At 41.8% G+C, this 16393-nt stretch carries 16 protein-coding genes; 3 read left to right on the forward strand and 13 right to left on the reverse strand.

What is annotated here, in order from left to right:
* Window positions 1–95: 95 nt before the first annotated feature.
* From Q0688_RS08970 to trxA, 3 genes are all read right to left on the reverse strand, one after another.
* A complete protein-coding gene (locus Q0688_RS08970) occupies window positions 96–1388 on the reverse strand; it encodes an amidohydrolase (RefSeq protein WP_299075008.1) in 1293 nt (430 codons plus the stop codon).
* Between the two features lie 129 nt (window positions 1389–1517).
* On the reverse strand, window positions 1518–2783 hold the full coding sequence (rho, locus tag Q0688_RS08975; protein WP_299075009.1) for a transcription termination factor Rho: 1266 nt from the start codon (window positions 2781–2783) through the stop codon (window positions 1518–1520).
* 350 nt (window positions 2784–3133) lie between these two features.
* Window positions 3134–3460, reverse strand: a complete 327-nt coding sequence (trxA, locus tag Q0688_RS08980) for a thioredoxin TrxA (protein WP_299075010.1) — start codon at window positions 3458–3460, stop codon at window positions 3134–3136.
* 101 nt (window positions 3461–3561) lie between these two features.
* Between trxA and rhlB the strand changes: the two genes are divergently transcribed.
* Together rhlB and Q0688_RS08990 are read left to right on the forward strand one after the other, a co-directional pair.
* Window positions 3562–4824: an ATP-dependent RNA helicase RhlB gene (rhlB, locus tag Q0688_RS08985; protein WP_299075011.1), complete on the forward strand. Its 1263-nt coding sequence runs from the start codon at window positions 3562–3564 to the stop codon at window positions 4822–4824.
* Window positions 4821–6338: a guanosine-5'-triphosphate,3'-diphosphate pyrophosphatase gene (locus tag Q0688_RS08990; protein ID WP_299075012.1), complete on the forward strand. Its 1518-nt coding sequence runs from the start codon at window positions 4821–4823 to the stop codon at window positions 6336–6338. Before rhlB ends, Q0688_RS08990 begins: the two co-directional genes overlap by 4 nt.
* Here the strand turns inward: Q0688_RS08990 and hemB are convergent.
* The 6 genes from hemB to tatA are packed head-to-tail and all read right to left on the reverse strand — an operon-like array spanning window position 6335 to window position 11358.
* Window positions 6335–7333, reverse strand: coding sequence for a porphobilinogen synthase (gene hemB, locus Q0688_RS08995; RefSeq protein ID WP_299075013.1), 999 nt, complete (start codon window positions 7331–7333; stop codon window positions 6335–6337). The two genes, Q0688_RS08990 and hemB, sit on opposite strands and share 4 nt — an antisense overlap.
* 2 nt (window positions 7334–7335) lie before the next feature.
* A complete protein-coding gene (locus Q0688_RS09000) occupies window positions 7336–9240 on the reverse strand; it encodes a diguanylate cyclase (RefSeq protein WP_299075014.1) in 1905 nt (634 codons plus the stop codon).
* Window positions 9227–10039, reverse strand: a complete 813-nt coding sequence (locus tag Q0688_RS09005) for a TatD family hydrolase (RefSeq protein ID WP_299075015.1) — start codon at window positions 10037–10039, stop codon at window positions 9227–9229. The genes Q0688_RS09000 and Q0688_RS09005 overlap by 14 nt, the downstream gene beginning before the upstream one ends.
* Before the next feature lie 22 nt (window positions 10040–10061).
* On the reverse strand, window positions 10062–10805 hold the full coding sequence (tatC, locus tag Q0688_RS09010; protein ID WP_299075016.1) for a twin-arginine translocase subunit TatC: 744 nt from the start codon (window positions 10803–10805) through the stop codon (window positions 10062–10064).
* Window positions 10806–10807: 2 nt separating this feature from the next.
* The gene (gene tatB, locus Q0688_RS09015) at window positions 10808–11107 is read right to left on the reverse strand and encodes a Sec-independent protein translocase protein TatB (protein ID WP_299075017.1); all 300 of its coding nucleotides are present in this window, start codon (window positions 11105–11107) and stop codon (window positions 10808–10810) included.
* Complete coding sequence (gene tatA / locus Q0688_RS09020) at window positions 11107–11358, reverse strand: twin-arginine translocase TatA/TatE family subunit (RefSeq protein WP_299075018.1); 252 nt, start codon at window positions 11356–11358, stop codon at window positions 11107–11109. The genes tatB and tatA overlap by 1 nt, the downstream gene beginning before the upstream one ends.
* A gap of 174 nt (window positions 11359–11532) precedes the next feature.
* Here tatA and Q0688_RS09025 point away from each other — a divergent pair, with 174 nt between their 5' ends.
* The gene (locus Q0688_RS09025) at window positions 11533–12453 is read left to right on the forward strand and encodes a hypothetical protein (RefSeq protein WP_299075019.1); all 921 of its coding nucleotides are present in this window, start codon (window positions 11533–11535) and stop codon (window positions 12451–12453) included.
* An 11-nt stretch (window positions 12454–12464) separates the two neighbouring features.
* Here Q0688_RS09025 and ubiB read toward each other — a convergent pair whose 3' ends face one another.
* From ubiB to Q0688_RS09045, 4 genes are all read right to left on the reverse strand, one after another.
* Window positions 12465–14090, reverse strand: a complete 1626-nt coding sequence (gene ubiB / locus Q0688_RS09030) for a ubiquinone biosynthesis regulatory protein kinase UbiB (protein ID WP_299075020.1) — start codon at window positions 14088–14090, stop codon at window positions 12465–12467.
* A 1-nt stretch (window position 14091) separates the two neighbouring features.
* A complete protein-coding gene (locus Q0688_RS09035; protein ID WP_299075021.1) occupies window positions 14092–14739 on the reverse strand; it encodes an SCP2 sterol-binding domain-containing protein in 648 nt (215 codons plus the stop codon).
* Between the two features lies 1 nt (window position 14740).
* Complete coding sequence (ubiE, locus tag Q0688_RS09040; protein WP_299075022.1) at window positions 14741–15517, reverse strand: bifunctional demethylmenaquinone methyltransferase/2-methoxy-6-polyprenyl-1,4-benzoquinol methylase UbiE; 777 nt, start codon at window positions 15515–15517, stop codon at window positions 14741–14743.
* 99 nt (window positions 15518–15616) lie between these two features.
* On the reverse strand, window positions 15617–16306 hold the full coding sequence (locus tag Q0688_RS09045; protein WP_299075023.1) for a DNA-3-methyladenine glycosylase I: 690 nt from the start codon (window positions 16304–16306) through the stop codon (window positions 15617–15619).
* Window positions 16307–16393 lie beyond the last annotated feature (87 nt).

Below are 16393 nucleotides of genomic sequence, written 5' to 3' on the forward strand. Positions count from 1 at the left end.
AGGAAATCGATTCCTCTAAATTTTAGGACGCGTATTGTAGCCTATCGCGATCCGCATAGAAACCACCCCAATTAGTGATTTTACTGACACCTAGCTTAATGTAAGTGCATGTAATCTAGGGTTAAGTGGGTAAGCAGCTTAACGCCGGTTTTCATGCCAGAGTCGTCCACATAAAACTCTGGGGTGTGATGAGCGGGTGCTTGGTCTTCGCTTACATCAAGAGGTTTTCCACCTACCCACATGTATAGTCCGGGTACTTTTTCTTGAAAAAATGAAAAATCTTCAGCGCCCGTTACCGGTTTACTATATATAACATTGTCGCGCCCCGCGCTTTTCATTAGGGTGGGTAACATCTTCTCGGTAAGTGCAATATCGTTAAAAGTGATGGGGTAGCTTTGACCTAAAGGCAAGGTAACTTCGGCTTGAGCGCGCATACTGTCGGCAATTCCATGCACCTTTCTTGGTATCGCTTCATACATATGTTTACGAGAAGCGGCATTTAAGGTGCGTATAGTGCCCACCAACTCGACTTCGCTAGGAATGATATTTGAGCGATTGCCACCATGAATAGAGCCAATTGTTACCACCGCTGCTTCATCAATTAATTTGATTTCGCGGCTGACTATGGTTTGTAGGCTCATAATAATTTGCGCTGCAGTGGTGATAGGATCAACACTCGACCAAGGGTAAGCGCCATGGGCTTGCTTGCCTTTTATGACAATTTTAAAAGGATCAACTGCTGCCATAGTGCCGCCTTCTTTGTAGCGCACTTTTCCTACGTCTGTAGAGGAGCTAATATGCAATCCAAAGATCACATCCACATCAGGATTTTTTAATACCCCTTCTTTCACCATCACTTCTGCGCCGCCTGTTTCGCCTCTTGGTGCGCCTTCTTCAGCAGGTTGAAAAATAAACTTCACTTTGCCCTTTAATTGCCCTTTTAGATCCACCAAAATTTTGGCCGCGCCCATTAGCATAGCAATATGGGTGTCGTGTCCACAGGCATGCATCACGGGTACATCATTACCGTCTAGCTCACCTCGCTGCACAGACTTCCAAGCTAACTCGCTTTGCTCTAACACAGGTAAACCGTCCATGTCTGCTCGTAAAGCAACAACAGGCCCAGCAACGCCACTATCTAAAATGGCGACTACGCCTGTTTTGGCTACCCCAGTTTGCACTTCTAAGCCTAAGCTGGTGAGGTATTTAGCAATATATTTTGCCGTTGCAAACTCGCGGTTAGACAATTCAGGGAATTGATGAAAATGATGACGCCATTCCACAACTTTAGGATGAATTTTGTCAACCTTTTTCCCTATGTTTGGCGCAGCATTGAGGGCTGAAAATTGGCTTGTTATTAATAAAGAGGCAAAAGTGAGAAGTTTCATAATGAGCTTAGAATGATGAGTCAACTTCTAATATGTTGAAAGCGATACAGCTTGTCAAATACTGCTGCTAATTTAAGCAAAAAAAATCCGCTGCAGTGAACTGAGCGGATTTTTAGGATAATCGCTTAATTAGCTTTTTTGTCTGCGCATGGCAGTAAAGAATTCATTGTTGGTTTTAGTCATAGACAATTTACCAATTAAAAATTCCATGGCGTCGATTTCAGACATCTCATGGACTATCTTGCGCAATATCCACATTTTTTGTAATTCGTCTTGGGTGGTCAGCAACTCTTCACGTCTAGTACCCGAACGGTTGTAATCAATAGCAGGGAATACACGTTTTTCAGCAATTTTACGGTTCAGGTGCAATTCCATATTACCCGTACCTTTAAACTCTTCGTATATTACTTCATCCATCTTAGAGCCGGTATCAATCAAGGCTGTAGCAATAATGGTTAAACTGCCACCTTCTTCGATGTTACGTGCAGCACCAAAGAAACGCTTAGGTTTGTGCAATGCGTTAGCATCCACACCACCGGTTAATACTTTACCTGATGAAGGGATAACGGTGTTGTAAGCACGGGCTAAACGAGTAATAGAGTCGAGCAAAATAACCACGTCTTTTTTGTGTTCAACTAAACGTTTGGCTTTTTCGATCACCATTTCTGCCACTTGTACGTGGCGGCTGGCTGGCTCGTCAAAGGTAGAGGCCACCACTTCGCCGCGTACCAAACGCTGCATTTCGGTGACTTCTTCTGGACGTTCGTCAATCAATAACACCATCAATAAACATTCTGGATGATTGGCGGCGATTGATTGAGCGATGTTTTGTAACAACAAGGTTTTACCGGCTTTAGGCGGCGCCACTATTAAACCACGTTGACCACGGCCGATAGGTGAGGCTAAATCTAATACCCTAGCAGTGATATCTTCACTACTGCCATTACCGCGCTCCATGACTAAGCGTTCGTTAGCGTGCAGTGGCGTTAAGTTTTCGAATAAAATTTTATTACGGGCGTTTTCAGGACGGTCATAATTTACTTCGCTAATTTTTAGTAATGCAAAGTAACGTTCGCTGTCTTTTGGTGGGCGAATTTTACCTGAAATAGTATCACCAGTACGCAAGTTGAAGCGCCTGATTTGACTAGGAGAAACATAAATGTCGTCTGGCCCTGCCAAGTATGAAGAGTCATTGGAACGCAAAAATCCAAAGCCATCTTGAAGAATTTCTAATACGCCATTTCCAAAAATGTCTTCTCCGCTTTTAGCGTGAGATTTTAGGATAGAAAAAATGATGTCTTGTTTGCGAGCGCGAGCCATGTTTTCTAGCTTCATTTCTTCTGCTAGTTTAACCAGTTCACTGATAGGTTTATTCTTGAGTTCCGTTAGGTTCATAATAGGTGGGTCTTTATTCTAGAAGCTTATTTTACAAGCCAGTTTGATTGAGTGGTTCAAAGGTTTTTACTTATTTACATCTCTGATTTGAGCGAAGTGTGGGCGGTTCATGTGTGAACAACACAAAAGTTAGCACCAAATAATTGCCGCGTCCAGTGAATTGTCTACTGGTTTGCTGATTTCCTTGTATAGGGTAGTGCAAATTTAAAATAACAATAGCAAAGTGGAAATACCTTAAATATCATTAGGTGCGCTACTTATGGGCGCTGCAGCCTTATTGTTGGCCCAGGTAGACATAAAAAAGCCCAGCAACAGCTGAGCCTATTTATTTTATTTTGTCATAACAAAAACTAGATGTTTTCGTTTAAAAACTCAATAAGTTGGGTTTTTGATAAAGCGCCGACTTTTGTTGCCGCTACATTGCCTTCTTTGAATAGTAACAATGTAGGGATACCTCTGATGCCATACTTAGGTGCCGTTTCGTTATTTTCATCGACATTTAGCTTGCCAACTGTTACTTTGCCGTCAAATTCGTCAGCCACTTCATGCAGTATCGGTGCGATCATTTTACATGGACCACACCATTCTGCCCAAAAATCAACTAACACAGGACCAGCAGCATTGATAACATCGGCCTCGAAACTATCATCAGATAACTGGATAATTTTGTCGCTCATTTTTTTCTCCGTAATTAATTCTGTCGCTGATATGATTCAGCGCGGTTGTGATTGTTATATAGAAACTGGTTTTTAATGCAAGCAATGATAAGCTATAAGCTATGCCAACTACACACTTAACCGAAACAAAGTTTTCAGATTTACCTATCCATCCACAGGTTGTAGAGGCGCTAACAGCGGCTAAATTCAACCATTGCACACCTATTCAGGCGCTGAGTTTTCCACCTTTACTTGATGGTAATGATCTTGCCGGACAAGCGCAAACAGGAACAGGTAAAACCATTGCATTTTTAGTGGCCACTTTCCACCATTTATTGACTAACCCGCAAAACTCAAAGCGTCAGCCTAGAGCAATCATTATGGCGCCAACCCGTGAGTTAGCAGTGCAAATTTTTAATGATGCAGAACTGCTTAGTCAACACACAGGCTTAAGCCTTGGTTTGATTTATGGGGGCGAGGGTTATCAAAGTCAACGGGAAAAGTTACAACAAGGCGTCGATATTATTATCGGTACCACAGGTCGCATCATTGATTATTATAAACAAAACATTTTTTCGCTAGCTGCTATTCAGGTGGCGGTGTTAGATGAAGCCGATCGCATGTTTGATTTGGGCTTTATTAAAGATATCCGCTTTTTGTTTAACCGCATGCCTAAACCATCTGAACGTTTGAGCATGTTGTTTTCTGCTACTTTGTCTTACCGGGTGCAAGAGTTGGCTTACGATCATATGGATAACCCCATTCATGTGCAAATTGAGCCAGAAAGAAAAACTGCAGAACGGGTAAAGGAAGAGTTGTTTTATCCATCTGACGAAGACAAACCCTACCTATTACTGACCTTAATGGAAGAGGAGTGGCCAGAGAAGGCCATTGTTTTTGCCAATACTAAACACGGATGTGAACGAGTATCAGACTGGTTAGAAGCAGATAATCATAGAGTTGGCTTATTAAGTGGCGATGTACCGCAAAATAAACGTCTCAAAATTTTAGAGCGTTTCACCTCAGGAGCTATTGATGTGTTAGTAGCCACAGATGTAGCAGCCCGTGGTTTGCATATTCCTATGGTTAGTCATGTGTTTAATTACGACTTACCAGACGACGCAGAAGATTACGTACACCGTATCGGAAGAACCGGACGTGCTGGTGAAAGCGGAATTTCTATTAGTTTTGCATGTGAAAAATACGCGTTGAATTTGCCAGCGATTGAGGAATATGTCGAACATTCTATTCCAGTAACTGAATACAATCCTAATGATTTAATGCGTGAAGTTTCGCCGCCCAAACCTCGCTTTAAAAAGCGTCTGCAAAGTGGCAAAAGTCACCAAAAACGCTCATCAGGTCCACGCCCTAATCGCAATAGATGAATAGTAACCCAGAAATCATCACGCCACTTTCTCAGCCAGAGCAGCTGTATGCCGCGGTAGATTTAGGCTCAAATAGCTTTCATATGGTGATAGTGCGCGTGGTGGCGGGCAGTGTGCAAATCATCGGCAAGATCAAACAAAAAGTGCGTCTTGCTGCTGGATTAGATGACAATATGTTACTTGATCAGGCAAGCCTTGAGAGAGGATGGGGCTGCTTAGAAACCTTCGCCGAACGTTTGCAGGATATTCCCCGTTCAAATATTAAAATTGTTGGCACAGCTACATTACGATTAGCTAGTAATGCAGAGCTGTTTATCAGTAAAGCCGAACAAATTCTCCACAATAAGCTGAATGTTATCGATGGCGAGGAAGAGGCTCGGCAAATATATTTAGGTGTGGCTTACACCTCGGCTAATCAAGGCAATTCTTTGGTTATCGATATAGGCGGTGCAAGTACAGAAGTGATAGTGGGCAATGATATGACCCCCATTCATTTAGTCAGCTTGAATATGGGGTGTGTGACTTTCAAGGAGCGTTTTTTTGCCGATGGTAATATAGCAGAGCAGCAATTTGACAACGCCATAGAAGCAGCAAAGTCCTTGTTAAACCCTATAATTGATGATTTTATTCATTTTGACTGGGCGCAATGTTTGGGAGCATCGGGTACACCTCAAGCCATTACTGAAATTTTGGTGACCCAAGGGATTAGCGACTCTATACGTATCGATTATCTGCATAATTTAAAACAGCAATGTATCGATTGTACTACCATAGATTTATTGCAAATAGAGGGATTAACCGAAGCCAGACGTGCAATTTTCCCCAGCGGTTTAGCTATATTGATTGCATTGTTTGAACAGCTAAATATTCAAGAAATGCAGATTTCGGGAGGCGCACTACGGGAAGGGCTTATCTATGGCATGTTAGATAACATGCAACAGAATGACCGCAGGCTACAAACCCTTGAACAGTGGGTTGAACGTTTTCATATAGAATCACAACACGCTAATCGCGTTAAGGATGTTGCCCTTAGTTTGCTTGGGCAGCTGCAAAATCAGAGTCTATTGCACAACATAGACAGCGAAGCGGTGTTGATGGCAGCCGCTATGTTGCATGAGATTGGCTTACACATCGAGTATAAATTACACCATCAACATGGTGCCTACATTCTCACACATTTACCTATGGTGGGATATACAGATCAACAAAGGGCTGGTATTAAAGCGTTAGTGCAAAATCATAGGCAGGAAATAAGGTTAGAGTTGTTCGTTGCATTTCATCCAGAGGTTCGCCAAGCACTTTTGATATTATTAAGAATATTACGCCTATCCTGCTTGCTTTCTATTCGTCGTAAAGACAATGTGTTAGCTGATATTACTATGGTTACACATGACGAGAAGTGGACGCTCACTTTCCCTGAAGGCTGGTTAAAATCGCACCCACTAATAGATGCAGAGCTGGCGAACGAGAAATGGCAGCAGCATAAAGTGGGCTGGATATTGGAGTGCTTTTAACTTTGCTTTAGCAGTATGGCTGCTTGTTTGGCAAAGTAAGTTAAAATACCGTCAGCCCCTGCCCGTTTAAATGCCATAAGCGACTCTAAAATAACCTCGTCTTCATTTAACCAACCTTTGGCAAAGGCCGCTTTGTGCATGGCATATTCACCACTTACTTGATAGGCAAAAGTAGGCACTTTGAACTGGTCTTTACAACGCCTCACAATATCTAAATACGGCATTCCGGGTTTGACCATCACCATGTCTGCGCCTTCTTGTAAATCTAATGCAATTTCACGCAATGCTTCATCTGAATTGGCTGGGTCCATTTGGTAGGTCTTTTTGTTACCACCTTTAATATTCCCAGCTGAGCCGACTGCGTCTCTAAACGGTCCATAATAGCTAGACGCATACTTAGCCGAATATGCCATGATACAAGTGTTACTAAATCCTTTGCTTTCAAGGGCTTGGCGTAATGTACCGACTCGGCCGTCCATCATATCTGAAGGAGCGACTATGTCGGCACCCGCTTCGGCATGGGATAATGCTTGTTTAACTAATACCGCAATAGTTTCATCATTTAAGACATAGCCTTGTTCGTCAATTAAGCCATCCTGACCGTGAGAAGTGAAAGGGTCGAGCGCAATGTCTGTAATTATTGCAATATCTGGTACTGCTTGTTTAATAGCGCGTACCGCTTTTTGTGCTAATCCGTTGGGATTAAAGGCTTCGCTTGCACACAAAGACTTGGCTTGCAGTGGCGTGACAGGAAACAGTGCTATGGCTGGAATACCTAGCGCCACTAATTCAAGGGCTTCCTTAACTATTAAGTCAACGGATAAGCGTTCAACACCAGGCATTGAGGGTACGGCTTCTCTTTGGTTCTCACCTTCTAGCACAAACATAGGATAAATTAAATCACTGGCCGTTAGGGTGTTTTCTGCCACTAAACTGCGCGTGAATGCTTGTTTGCGTAATCTACGCATTCGTGTATTGGGAAAATGTTCTGTCATGGTTAATCCTGCTGTTTAAAAACGTCTAAACTACTGCTTTGCACATTGTTGCGCCCCGCATTTTTAGCTGCATAGAGTTGCTTGTCGGCTAACGACAAAATACTATCTTCTGGTTGCTCAAAACTTAGGGTGGCGGTGCCAATCCCCGCACTAATTGTAATATTTATCGATACCTCCTCAGCCTGAATAGAAGTGTTTTCTATTTCAGCTCTAAGTTGTTCAACTAGTATTTGTGCGCCTACTAAATCGGTACTGGGAAGAATTAATGCAAATTCTTCACCACCATATCGGCAAGCAACATCACTGGGTCTTTTTAAGGCGCTTTGAAGTATCTTTGCCACTGTCTTAATACATTCATCGCCAACCAAGTGTCCATATTGATCATTAACCTTTTTAAAGTGGTCTATATCAATCATTACAATAGACAGTTGGCTTTGTTCCCTGCGACTTCGGCGTACTTCTGCAAGGTGTTTTTTGTCAAAGAAACTGCGATTACGGATCCCTGTTAAGGCGTCTAAGGTATTTTTTTCTTGCAGCTCTTGGTTGGTTTCAGATAGCTCTCTTAAGGCAATTTCTAACTCTAAGGTGCGTTCTTGAACCTTGTACTCAAGTTCTTCAGTGGCATTTTCTTGGGTAACCAATAAGTCCCTTTGTGCTTGTTGCGTCTGTCTTTCTTTATCTATTAATGCTTCTTGAGTACTCAGTAATGCCCGTCGTTGTTGATTGTGATTTATAGCTAAAATAAGCGCCAGTAACACTGTTTCAATCACAGCACCCAGCATAAATAAGTAAAAGGATGGAAAATTAACATTGATGACATCTAGTGTATCTAAGCTAACCGTAAAGCCACTCACAAACAATACTATCCAGGCGATAGTATAATAACGAGCGATTATTTGCCCCTTGAACCACAACCAAATGGACACGCTAAGGATGATTATCCCACTGGTTAAAACCACCACAAAAAAGGGTTTGATAATGGTCTGCAACGGGATAATGAAACTGGCGACAAAGCCAAATAAAAACAGAGCAGAGTTAGCATTAAGTAGCTTATTGAGGCGTTTACTGTGAGCTTTTATATTGAGCAACAGATTGCAAAATAAAATAGACATACAAAAGGCTAAATTTACAAATATTCCTACAGCGTGTTGCTGTAACCAAGGGGAATTAGGCCAGAGATAACGATAACCTAAGCCTTGCAAAGCGGCTAAAGTTAAGGTCAAAAATAGAACATAGCCGGCATAGACTAAAAAGGTTGAAGCACGAGTGGTGATATAAAAAAATAGATTACTTAATCCCATCGCTAACATAAGGCCAAAAAAACCACCCATTATTAGCACGCTTTTACTTGAATATTCTAAATAGTCTTTTTGCTGCCAGACATTAATAGGCAGGCGTTGTGCACCTTTGGAGTGTGTACTTATATACACCTGTATTTGTTGCTGGTGAAGGGGTACTGGAATGAGAAAGTTTTCGTGTTCAATCACTCTTTGGGAGAACTTCAATGAGTCACCGAGATGGTATTCCTGAATTATTTTTTTATTATGAATAAACCAAAGGCTGATATTGTCGAGTAGCGCATTGTTAATTACTAATAACATTGGCTTTGCTTGATTAATGTCATTCAAAGTAAACCTAAACCAGTGTTTTTGATTTGATGTACCTATAGATGTCTGGGTTTGAGTCCTTTGTTGCCACGTATCTGTTGTGTTAATAAGTATGCTAGCAATAGAATGTCGTTTTTTTGAGTCCACTAAGTATTCAACATCTTGTACCTCAGTATGACTAGGTAGAATATCAGTGGAAAAATTTGTGGTGGTAAAAATGGCGATGATAGAAAAAACAATGATGCTAAATAGCAACCAATCTTTTTTGGTGAAGAGATTGAATTGACTATTTGGCATCATTCACATTTATATGTGTAAACCCAAATAATGCTTGAGTATTAGCAAGGCTTGCTAGCTGCAACGAGTTGATATCAGTTGTCATTAGGCTGGCAACTTCTGCTGCTATGTAGGGAAGATAAGCAGGTTCGTTATTACCTTTATCAAGTTTTCGGTTATTGGCTAAACCCTTGGGACGTAGATAAGGGGCATCGGTTTCTAGCAAAACCCTTTCTAGGGGCAGTGATGCAACCGCATCCCGTAGTGACTGTCCCCGCTTGGGATCGCAAACCCAGCCGGTCACGCCTATATACAAGTCGAGATCAAGATAGCGATTCATTTGCTCAGTATTACCGGTAAAACAATGCACCACGCCACCTTTTAAGTGGTGCCGATATTTTGCTAATAACTCAATTTGAGCCTCAAAGGCATCGCGTTCATGCAAGAAGACCGGCAATTCCAGTTCACAGGCCAACTTAAGCTGTTGTTCGAAGGCAAAACGTTGGTTCTCGGGAGTGGAAAAATTGCGATTAAAATCAAGGCCACATTCACCAATAGCCACAACGCTTGTAGATTGGGCTAAGGTACGTAATTTATCTATTGTTTGATCAGTAAACTGGTTGGCATCGTGAGGGTGAACGCCTACCGTGGCCGATAGGTGGTCAGGGTGCTGCTTGGCCAAATCTACTGCTTGCTGGCTTTTGTCTTCACTGGTGCCGGTTATAATAAGATGCGAAACACCAGCAGCTAGAGCTCGCTCTAATACAGTTTCAAAATTCAATCGTTTATCAGTGAAGTTGACCCCAATATCACACCAAGACATGTACTTTACTCGCTTAATTTGCTCACAGATTATCCTGTTGTTCTTGCTCTACTTTTTTACGAGAATAAATACTACCTACGACTATACCAAACTCGTATAGAACCCACATTGGCACGGCCAGTAAAGTTTGCGAAATAATATCGGGTGGTGTCAGCAACATGCCTATTACAAATGCCCCAACTATGACATAAGGACGTTTTGCACGAAGGGAATCTGGGGTGGTAACGCCGGTCCAGCACATTAATACTACGGCTACTGGGATTTCAAAGGCCAAACCAAAGGCAAAAAATATTTTTAAAACAAAATTTAGATAACTGCTGATATCGGTATTAATGGCCACGCCTTCAGGGGCCACGCTAGTAAAAAATGCAAAGGCTAAAGGAAATACCACAAAATAGGCAAAGGCCATGCCCAGGTAAAATAACAAGGTGCTCGAAAACAATAAAGGGGCAACTAAGCGTTTTTCGTTTTTGTATAGCCCAGGCGCCACAAATCCCCAAATTTGATACAGCACCACAGGAATCGCAATAAAAAATGACAGCACCATAGTGAGCTTAAAGGGCGCAAAAAAAGGAGAAGCCACATCGGTGGCAATCATTTGTGCATTTTCTGGCAGGGTATCTAATAAAGGTGTCGCTAACCAGTGGTATAAATCCTGAGCAAAGTATACTAAGCACAAAAATACCACAAACACACTCACAACAGCTTTTAGTATACGGCTTCTAAGTTCAATTAAATGAGCAATTAAGCTATTGGGTTCAACCATATTTACTCTTTAGAATAAGGTTTTTGCACAGACTTGGCGGCATCGCGAAGTTCATCGACTGTTTGTTGCAACTCAGGAGATAAGTTCTCTAAATTTTGATTCTCGGCTTTTTTTAGGTTTTCATGTAACTCATGAATTTTGAACTGCTGTTCAACTTCTTGCCTAAACCCTGTGGCCATGCCTTTAACACTGCGTACAGTTTTTAGGGTCGAGCGAATGGCACCGGGTAACCTTTCTGGTCCCAGTACCACTAGGCCTACAACGCCAATGATAAGCAGTTCAAAAAAACCAATATCAAACATTATTGCTGCTCTTTTTGTTCGCTCTTGGTTTGCTTAATGGTATTTTCAGCGTCTTCTGTGGACTTATCTGTAACCTTCTCATTAGCAGCAAAATCAGCATCTTTTTCTTTGTCATCGTCGCTCATCGCTTTTTTAAAGCCTTTAAGTGCTCCACCTAAATCTCCACCTAAACCGCGTAGTTTTTTGGTACCAAAAAGTAACACCACAATAACTAAAATAATTAACAACTGCATGGGGCTTATGCCAAACATAACCTAACTCCTAGAAACGTAATAAAATCATTATACTTAGCTTATCTAAAAGGTCACTGGATTTGATCGGCAAATCTGGTCTGTTTGACTTTTTAATCTCTAATTGCGTTAATCTTAGGTATGAAAACGAGACTTGCTCGTCTACTAAATGTCGATTTAGATAGTAGGAATAGTGTGAATAGAGGCTTTTTAATATTCTTTCTCAGCATCATTTTTAGCACTCATTCCCATGCTGAAGAAAAGAAACCGGAATACCCATGGCTAGATTCCATGCACCAGAGTATTGCTTCTTCGGTAAACTCTAGTGCTTTGTGGTTTGATGATTTTTTTGATTTAGAGGAAGTCGAAACCAGTGAGCAAGCCTACGGCTCCGCAAGGATACGATTAGGTTGGGAGCCACGAAGCCGAGATTTAAATGAGTTTGAAACGCGCTTTAAAGTAAAGGTTAAGTTGCCCAAGCTGAAAAATCGCGCCGATTTGGTGTTATCTGATTATGACGACGACAGGCCAGATAACGAAATTCAAGCGTCGGGTAATAATGACTTTGTTGAACAAAATCGTTTTAGCTTGGCACTACGCTGGCGCAGTAGCCGAGCGAGTGGTTTGTCTCATCGTATTGGGGTTGGACGTCGCTTACAGGCTTTTGCAAAGAGTCGTTATCGAAATTCCCATGTGTTAAACGAAAAACTAATTCTAAGATGGGAAACCTCTGCCTACTTGTATAGCAAAGATGGCTTAGGCGCAGATTTTTCTTGGCAGTTAGGTTACAACGACACCGAGCACTCTATTTTTAGATGGAGTAATCATTTTTACTTCAGAGATAAAAGCAATGATTGGTTATGGCAACATAGCGTGCAGAAACTCAGGCAATTTGACGAAAAAAATGCCTTGATTGCGGGGTTTTATATAGAAGGACTAAGCCGTCCAAATTATCGAATAGAGGAATATTTGGTCAGTATAAGGTGGCGGAAAAACACCCTGCGTAAGTGGTTGTTTTATGAGGTAGAGCCTTTTGTTTTATGGCGTCGTGATGAAGGCTTCGCAACATCCCATGGTATCGCTTTACGAGTCGAAGGGCATTTTGGTGATAATTAGCACCGCAAACTTTATTTTATGCGCCATGCCGCCATCCAGCTGCATAAGCCTAATGTAATGCAAGCCGCACTTGGCCACCAATGTGGCTGATAAACCGGCAATATTACTGCGGTAATGACAAAAGTCGCCCCCATTATTAATAATTGCGAGCTGCGGTGTTGCCGCTGCATTTGTTGTTGCTGCAATTCAAACTGTCTTTTGTGTTGTTCGGGTAGCTTCTTAACCTGTTTTAAGGTGTCGTATACTAGGTCTGGTATTTCGGGTAATTTTTCAGACCAAAAAGGTAGATTGGCTGATATTTTTTGATACATGGCTTTAAAGCCAATTTGCTGTTTCATCCAATTCTCTAAAAATGGTTTAGCGGTTTGCCATAAGTCAAGTTGTGGGTAAAGCTGTCGACCTAAGCCTTCAATGTACAGCAAGGTTTTTTGCAGTAAAACCAATTGCGGTTGGATCACCATATTGAAACGTCTGGCGGTATTAAACAGCTGCAGCAACACATTACTAAATTCGATTTCGTCTAAAGGTTTTTGAAAAATTGGCTCGCATACCTTGCGAATGGAGGCTTCAAAATCGTCTATGTCGGTATCTGCAGGAACCCAACCAGAGTCCACATGCAATTGTGCAACCTTGCGATAATCACTATTAAAAAAGGCGATGAAATTTTCAGCTAAATACCGTTTGTCCTCACTATTGAGGGTGCCCACTATACCAAAATCGATAGTGATATATTGAGGATCGTTGGGATTTACCGTGGAGACAAAAATGTTGCCAGGATGCATATCGGCGTGAAAAAAACTATCGCGGAACACTTGGGTAAAAAATACTTCTACGCCACGTTCTGCTAATCTTTTCATATTGGTATTGCGGGCCACGAGTTGTTCTATATCTGCTATAGGTGTGCCATAAATCCGCTCCATAACCATCACATTTCTATGACTGTATTGGCTATAGATTTTTGGCACATACAAAGCGGTGGAGTGTTCAAAATTTTGTCTAAATTGGATGCCGTTCGCGGCTTCGTGGGTTAGGTCTAATTCATCTATTATGGTGCGTTCGTATTCTTCCACTACCTCAACAGGGCGTAAACGCTCGCCATCTGGCAGTAGCTTTTGCAGCGCGCCTGCCGCAGTACGCATTAATTCAATATCGGATTGTATAGTGTGTTGAATATTGGGCCTGATAACTTTAACAATCACATCTTGCTTGCCGTCTTTTAATTTTGCGGCATGTACTTGAGCGATCGAGGCCGAGGCTAAAGGTTTAGGCTCAAATTCACTAAATAAGTCGCTAAGTGCACTTAATCCAAGTGTTTTTAGAATAATTTGTTGGGCTTGTTCTGTATCAAAGGGGGCTACTTGATCTTGTAATATCGATAACTCGATGGCTACATCTGGCGGCAGTAAATCTTTGCGGGTAGACAACATCTGGCCAAATTTGATAAACACTGGCCCTAAAGTTTGCAGTGCCAATCGAATGCGCGCACCTTGGGATTTATCGGGATGCTTATTGCGCAGCCAAAACAATCCTAATCGGCCTAATTTCGCATACCAAGGTAGCCATTTGCTTGGAATTAGTTCGTCTAGTCCGTGTTGCAACATCACCTTATTAATCTGGTAAAAGCGTAAAATTCTCACCTTAGTTCTGGGATCCTGTGTTAACTTTATGGGCTTGTTCTAATAACCCTATTCTGGCGGATAAGCGTTCTGTGTCACTGCGTAGTTCACTGACACTTTGACTAAAACTTAACATTTCACTCGGTTTAACGGCAATTGAATCACTTTGAGTTAAGTGCTCGCTGAGCGCCGCAGCACCTTGTTCAATTTGGGTTTTAGCTGTATCAAACAAGGTTCGCATGCTGCTAAAGGTTTGATGAGCCACCACGTCGCCAGTGTATTGCGAAAGTAACTCTTCCCAGTCAATGTCTAGATCTTTGAGCAAGGTACTAAAGGTTTGTGCCACATAAATATCACCTATCAAACTTAGTTGTTGTTGTTGAATAAGTTGGGTGAGTTGGCTGCTGTCTTTAAGTTTAGGTAAGGTTTCGAGATTTAATTCAATTAAACAGTCTACGGACTCACTTGATGTTTCGCTAGTCGCCATAACAGCGCGCACATCCACTTGCTCTGAAAAACTAAAAAGTAGCGGCCAAGGCAATTCTTTAATTGTTACTTGCAAGGATCTACCCGATAGTTTTTTCAATCGCAATTGGCTTTCTTCATCGAGCTTAAGCAATTTATTTATGGTCAACTCAATGCCGGAGGTTACTAATTGAGCAAATGGCATATTAAAATTTAAAGCCTCGGTGCAGCGCGACTATGCCGCCGGTTAAGTTATGGTAAGTGGTTTGTTCAAATCCTGCGGTTTCCATCATGCTTTTAAGCACCTCTTGTTCGGGGTGCATACGAATAGACTCAGCTAAATATTGATAGCTGTCGGCGTCATTTGCTACCACTTGGCCAATTTTGGGTAATAAATGAAATGAATACATATCGTAAGCTTTGCTGAGCATTTCGTTAGTTGGCTTAGAAAACTCTAACACTAACAAACGGCCACCGGGTTTTAGTACGCGGTACATAGAGGCCAAGGCTTTGTCTTTATCGGTGACGTTTCTAAGGCCAAAAGCAATAGTAATAATATCAAAGCTGTTATCAGGAAACGGCAAGGCTTCGGCATTGGCTTGAACATACTCTACATTGCCCACTATGCCTTTGTTACGTAGTTTATCGCGGCCCACTTTCAACATGGCATCGTTAATATCGGCTAACACCACTTGGCCAGACTCGCCAACAATACGAGAAAACTTAGCCGTTAAATCACCTGTGCCACCGGCCAAATCCAATACTTTATGGCCTGCACGTACCCCGCTACAATCTATGGTGTAGCGCTTCCATAAACGGTGCACACCCATAGACATTAAGTCATTCATAATATCGTATTTGGCCGCAACTGATTGAAACACTTCTTTTACCATATTCACTTTTTGGCTGGACTCAACCTGCTTAAAGCCAAAATGAGTGGTGTTTTCAGTTGTTTGAGTATCATTTGTGTCAGGGGTGTTCATGGAAAATCCTAGATAGTCATATATCACTAGTTTACCGAATAAAAGCCAAGGCCAACAGATAAGAATGCAGGAATACCTGTTACGGCTAAAATGCGGCCGTTATTGATAATTATCGCCCACACTATTGGCTATAATCATACTCAATTCTTGCAAAGATAATCCGCTTTGTTGTTGCAGTTCGTTAAAACCCTGCTGTATGGCAGTAAGACTACGTTTGGACTGGGCCGAGCCTGAAATAATATCGCGTTGGGTGAAATAACCCACCACATCATTGGTCAATAAAAAGGTATCTTTACCCAAAGCGCGCAAGCCATAGGGGCCGGTATTGCCACCTAGTCTGGCTCCATGCTTTTTTAGATAGGCCCACAATCCTGTGATATCTTCGCTAGGCCAATCAGCCACAAATTTGGCAAAACTGTCATGCTCCCTTGCGACGTTATCGATCATGATGGCGTTATCACGAATGGTTTTTACCTTAGTATAATTGCGAATAATGCTAGGATCTGTGGCTTTTTGTTCGAGCATTTCATCGGGCATTAGGAGTACTTTTTCGATGTTAAAGCTAAAAAATACTCGCTCAAAATCAGGCCATTTATTGGTCACCACCCGCCATACAAAGCCCGATTGGAATACTTTTTTAGTGAATTCGGCTAAAAATCGATCCGCGCCAATCTTGCTAAGAGCTTGAACTGATAAAGGCTGGGTGAGTATTGTCTGTATTGCTTGTGGCCCACCTTTACGCTCGCAAGCCCGCTGGTAAATGGCGCTAAATTTTTCTAGATTTTGCATACATCTCTAATCATTCATTTAAAAACTGGATTTTAATAACATTTAGCAACACACTAGAATTTCTAGGGTTTACCTCATAACAAAAAT

The sequence above is a fragment of the uncultured Paraglaciecola sp. genome, from assembly GCF_937123705.1.
In the GTDB taxonomy this organism is placed as follows: domain Bacteria; phylum Pseudomonadota; class Gammaproteobacteria; order Enterobacterales; family Alteromonadaceae; genus Paraglaciecola.

Excerpts from the sequence above, each read along its gene's own strand:
- Q0688_RS08990 (WP_299075012.1), top strand. The coding sequence starts at position 4,821 with ATGAATAGTAACCCAGAAATCATCACGCCACTTTCTCAGCCAGAGCAG.
- Q0688_RS09005 (WP_299075015.1), bottom strand. The coding sequence starts at position 10,039 with ATGTCTTGGTGTGATATTGGGGTCAACTTCACTGATAAACGATTGAAT.
- hemB (WP_299075013.1), bottom strand. The coding sequence starts at position 7,333 with ATGACAGAACATTTTCCCAATACACGAATGCGTAGATTACGCAAACAA.
- Q0688_RS09035 (WP_299075021.1), bottom strand. The coding sequence starts at position 14,739 with ATGCCATTTGCTCAATTAGTAACCTCCGGCATTGAGTTGACCATAAAT.
- rho (WP_299075009.1), bottom strand. The coding sequence starts at position 2,783 with ATGAACCTAACGGAACTCAAGAATAAACCTATCAGTGAACTGGTTAAA.
- Q0688_RS08970 (WP_299075008.1), bottom strand. The coding sequence starts at position 1,388 with ATGAAACTTCTCACTTTTGCCTCTTTATTAATAACAAGCCAATTTTCA.
- Q0688_RS09000 (WP_299075014.1), bottom strand. The coding sequence starts at position 9,240 with ATGATGCCAAATAGTCAATTCAATCTCTTCACCAAAAAAGATTGGTTG.
- tatA (WP_299075018.1), bottom strand. The coding sequence starts at position 11,358 with ATGTTTGGCATAAGCCCCATGCAGTTGTTAATTATTTTAGTTATTGTG.
- ubiE (WP_299075022.1), bottom strand. The coding sequence starts at position 15,517 with ATGAACACCCCTGACACAAATGATACTCAAACAACTGAAAACACCACT.
- rhlB (WP_299075011.1), top strand. The coding sequence starts at position 3,562 with ATGCCAACTACACACTTAACCGAAACAAAGTTTTCAGATTTACCTATC.
- trxA (WP_299075010.1), bottom strand. The coding sequence starts at position 3,460 with ATGAGCGACAAAATTATCCAGTTATCTGATGATAGTTTCGAGGCCGAT.
- tatB (WP_299075017.1), bottom strand. The coding sequence starts at position 11,107 with ATGTTTGATATTGGTTTTTTTGAACTGCTTATCATTGGCGTTGTAGGC.
- Q0688_RS09045 (WP_299075023.1), bottom strand. The coding sequence starts at position 16,306 with ATGCAAAATCTAGAAAAATTTAGCGCCATTTACCAGCGGGCTTGCGAG.
- tatC (WP_299075016.1), bottom strand. The coding sequence starts at position 10,805 with ATGGTTGAACCCAATAGCTTAATTGCTCATTTAATTGAACTTAGAAGC.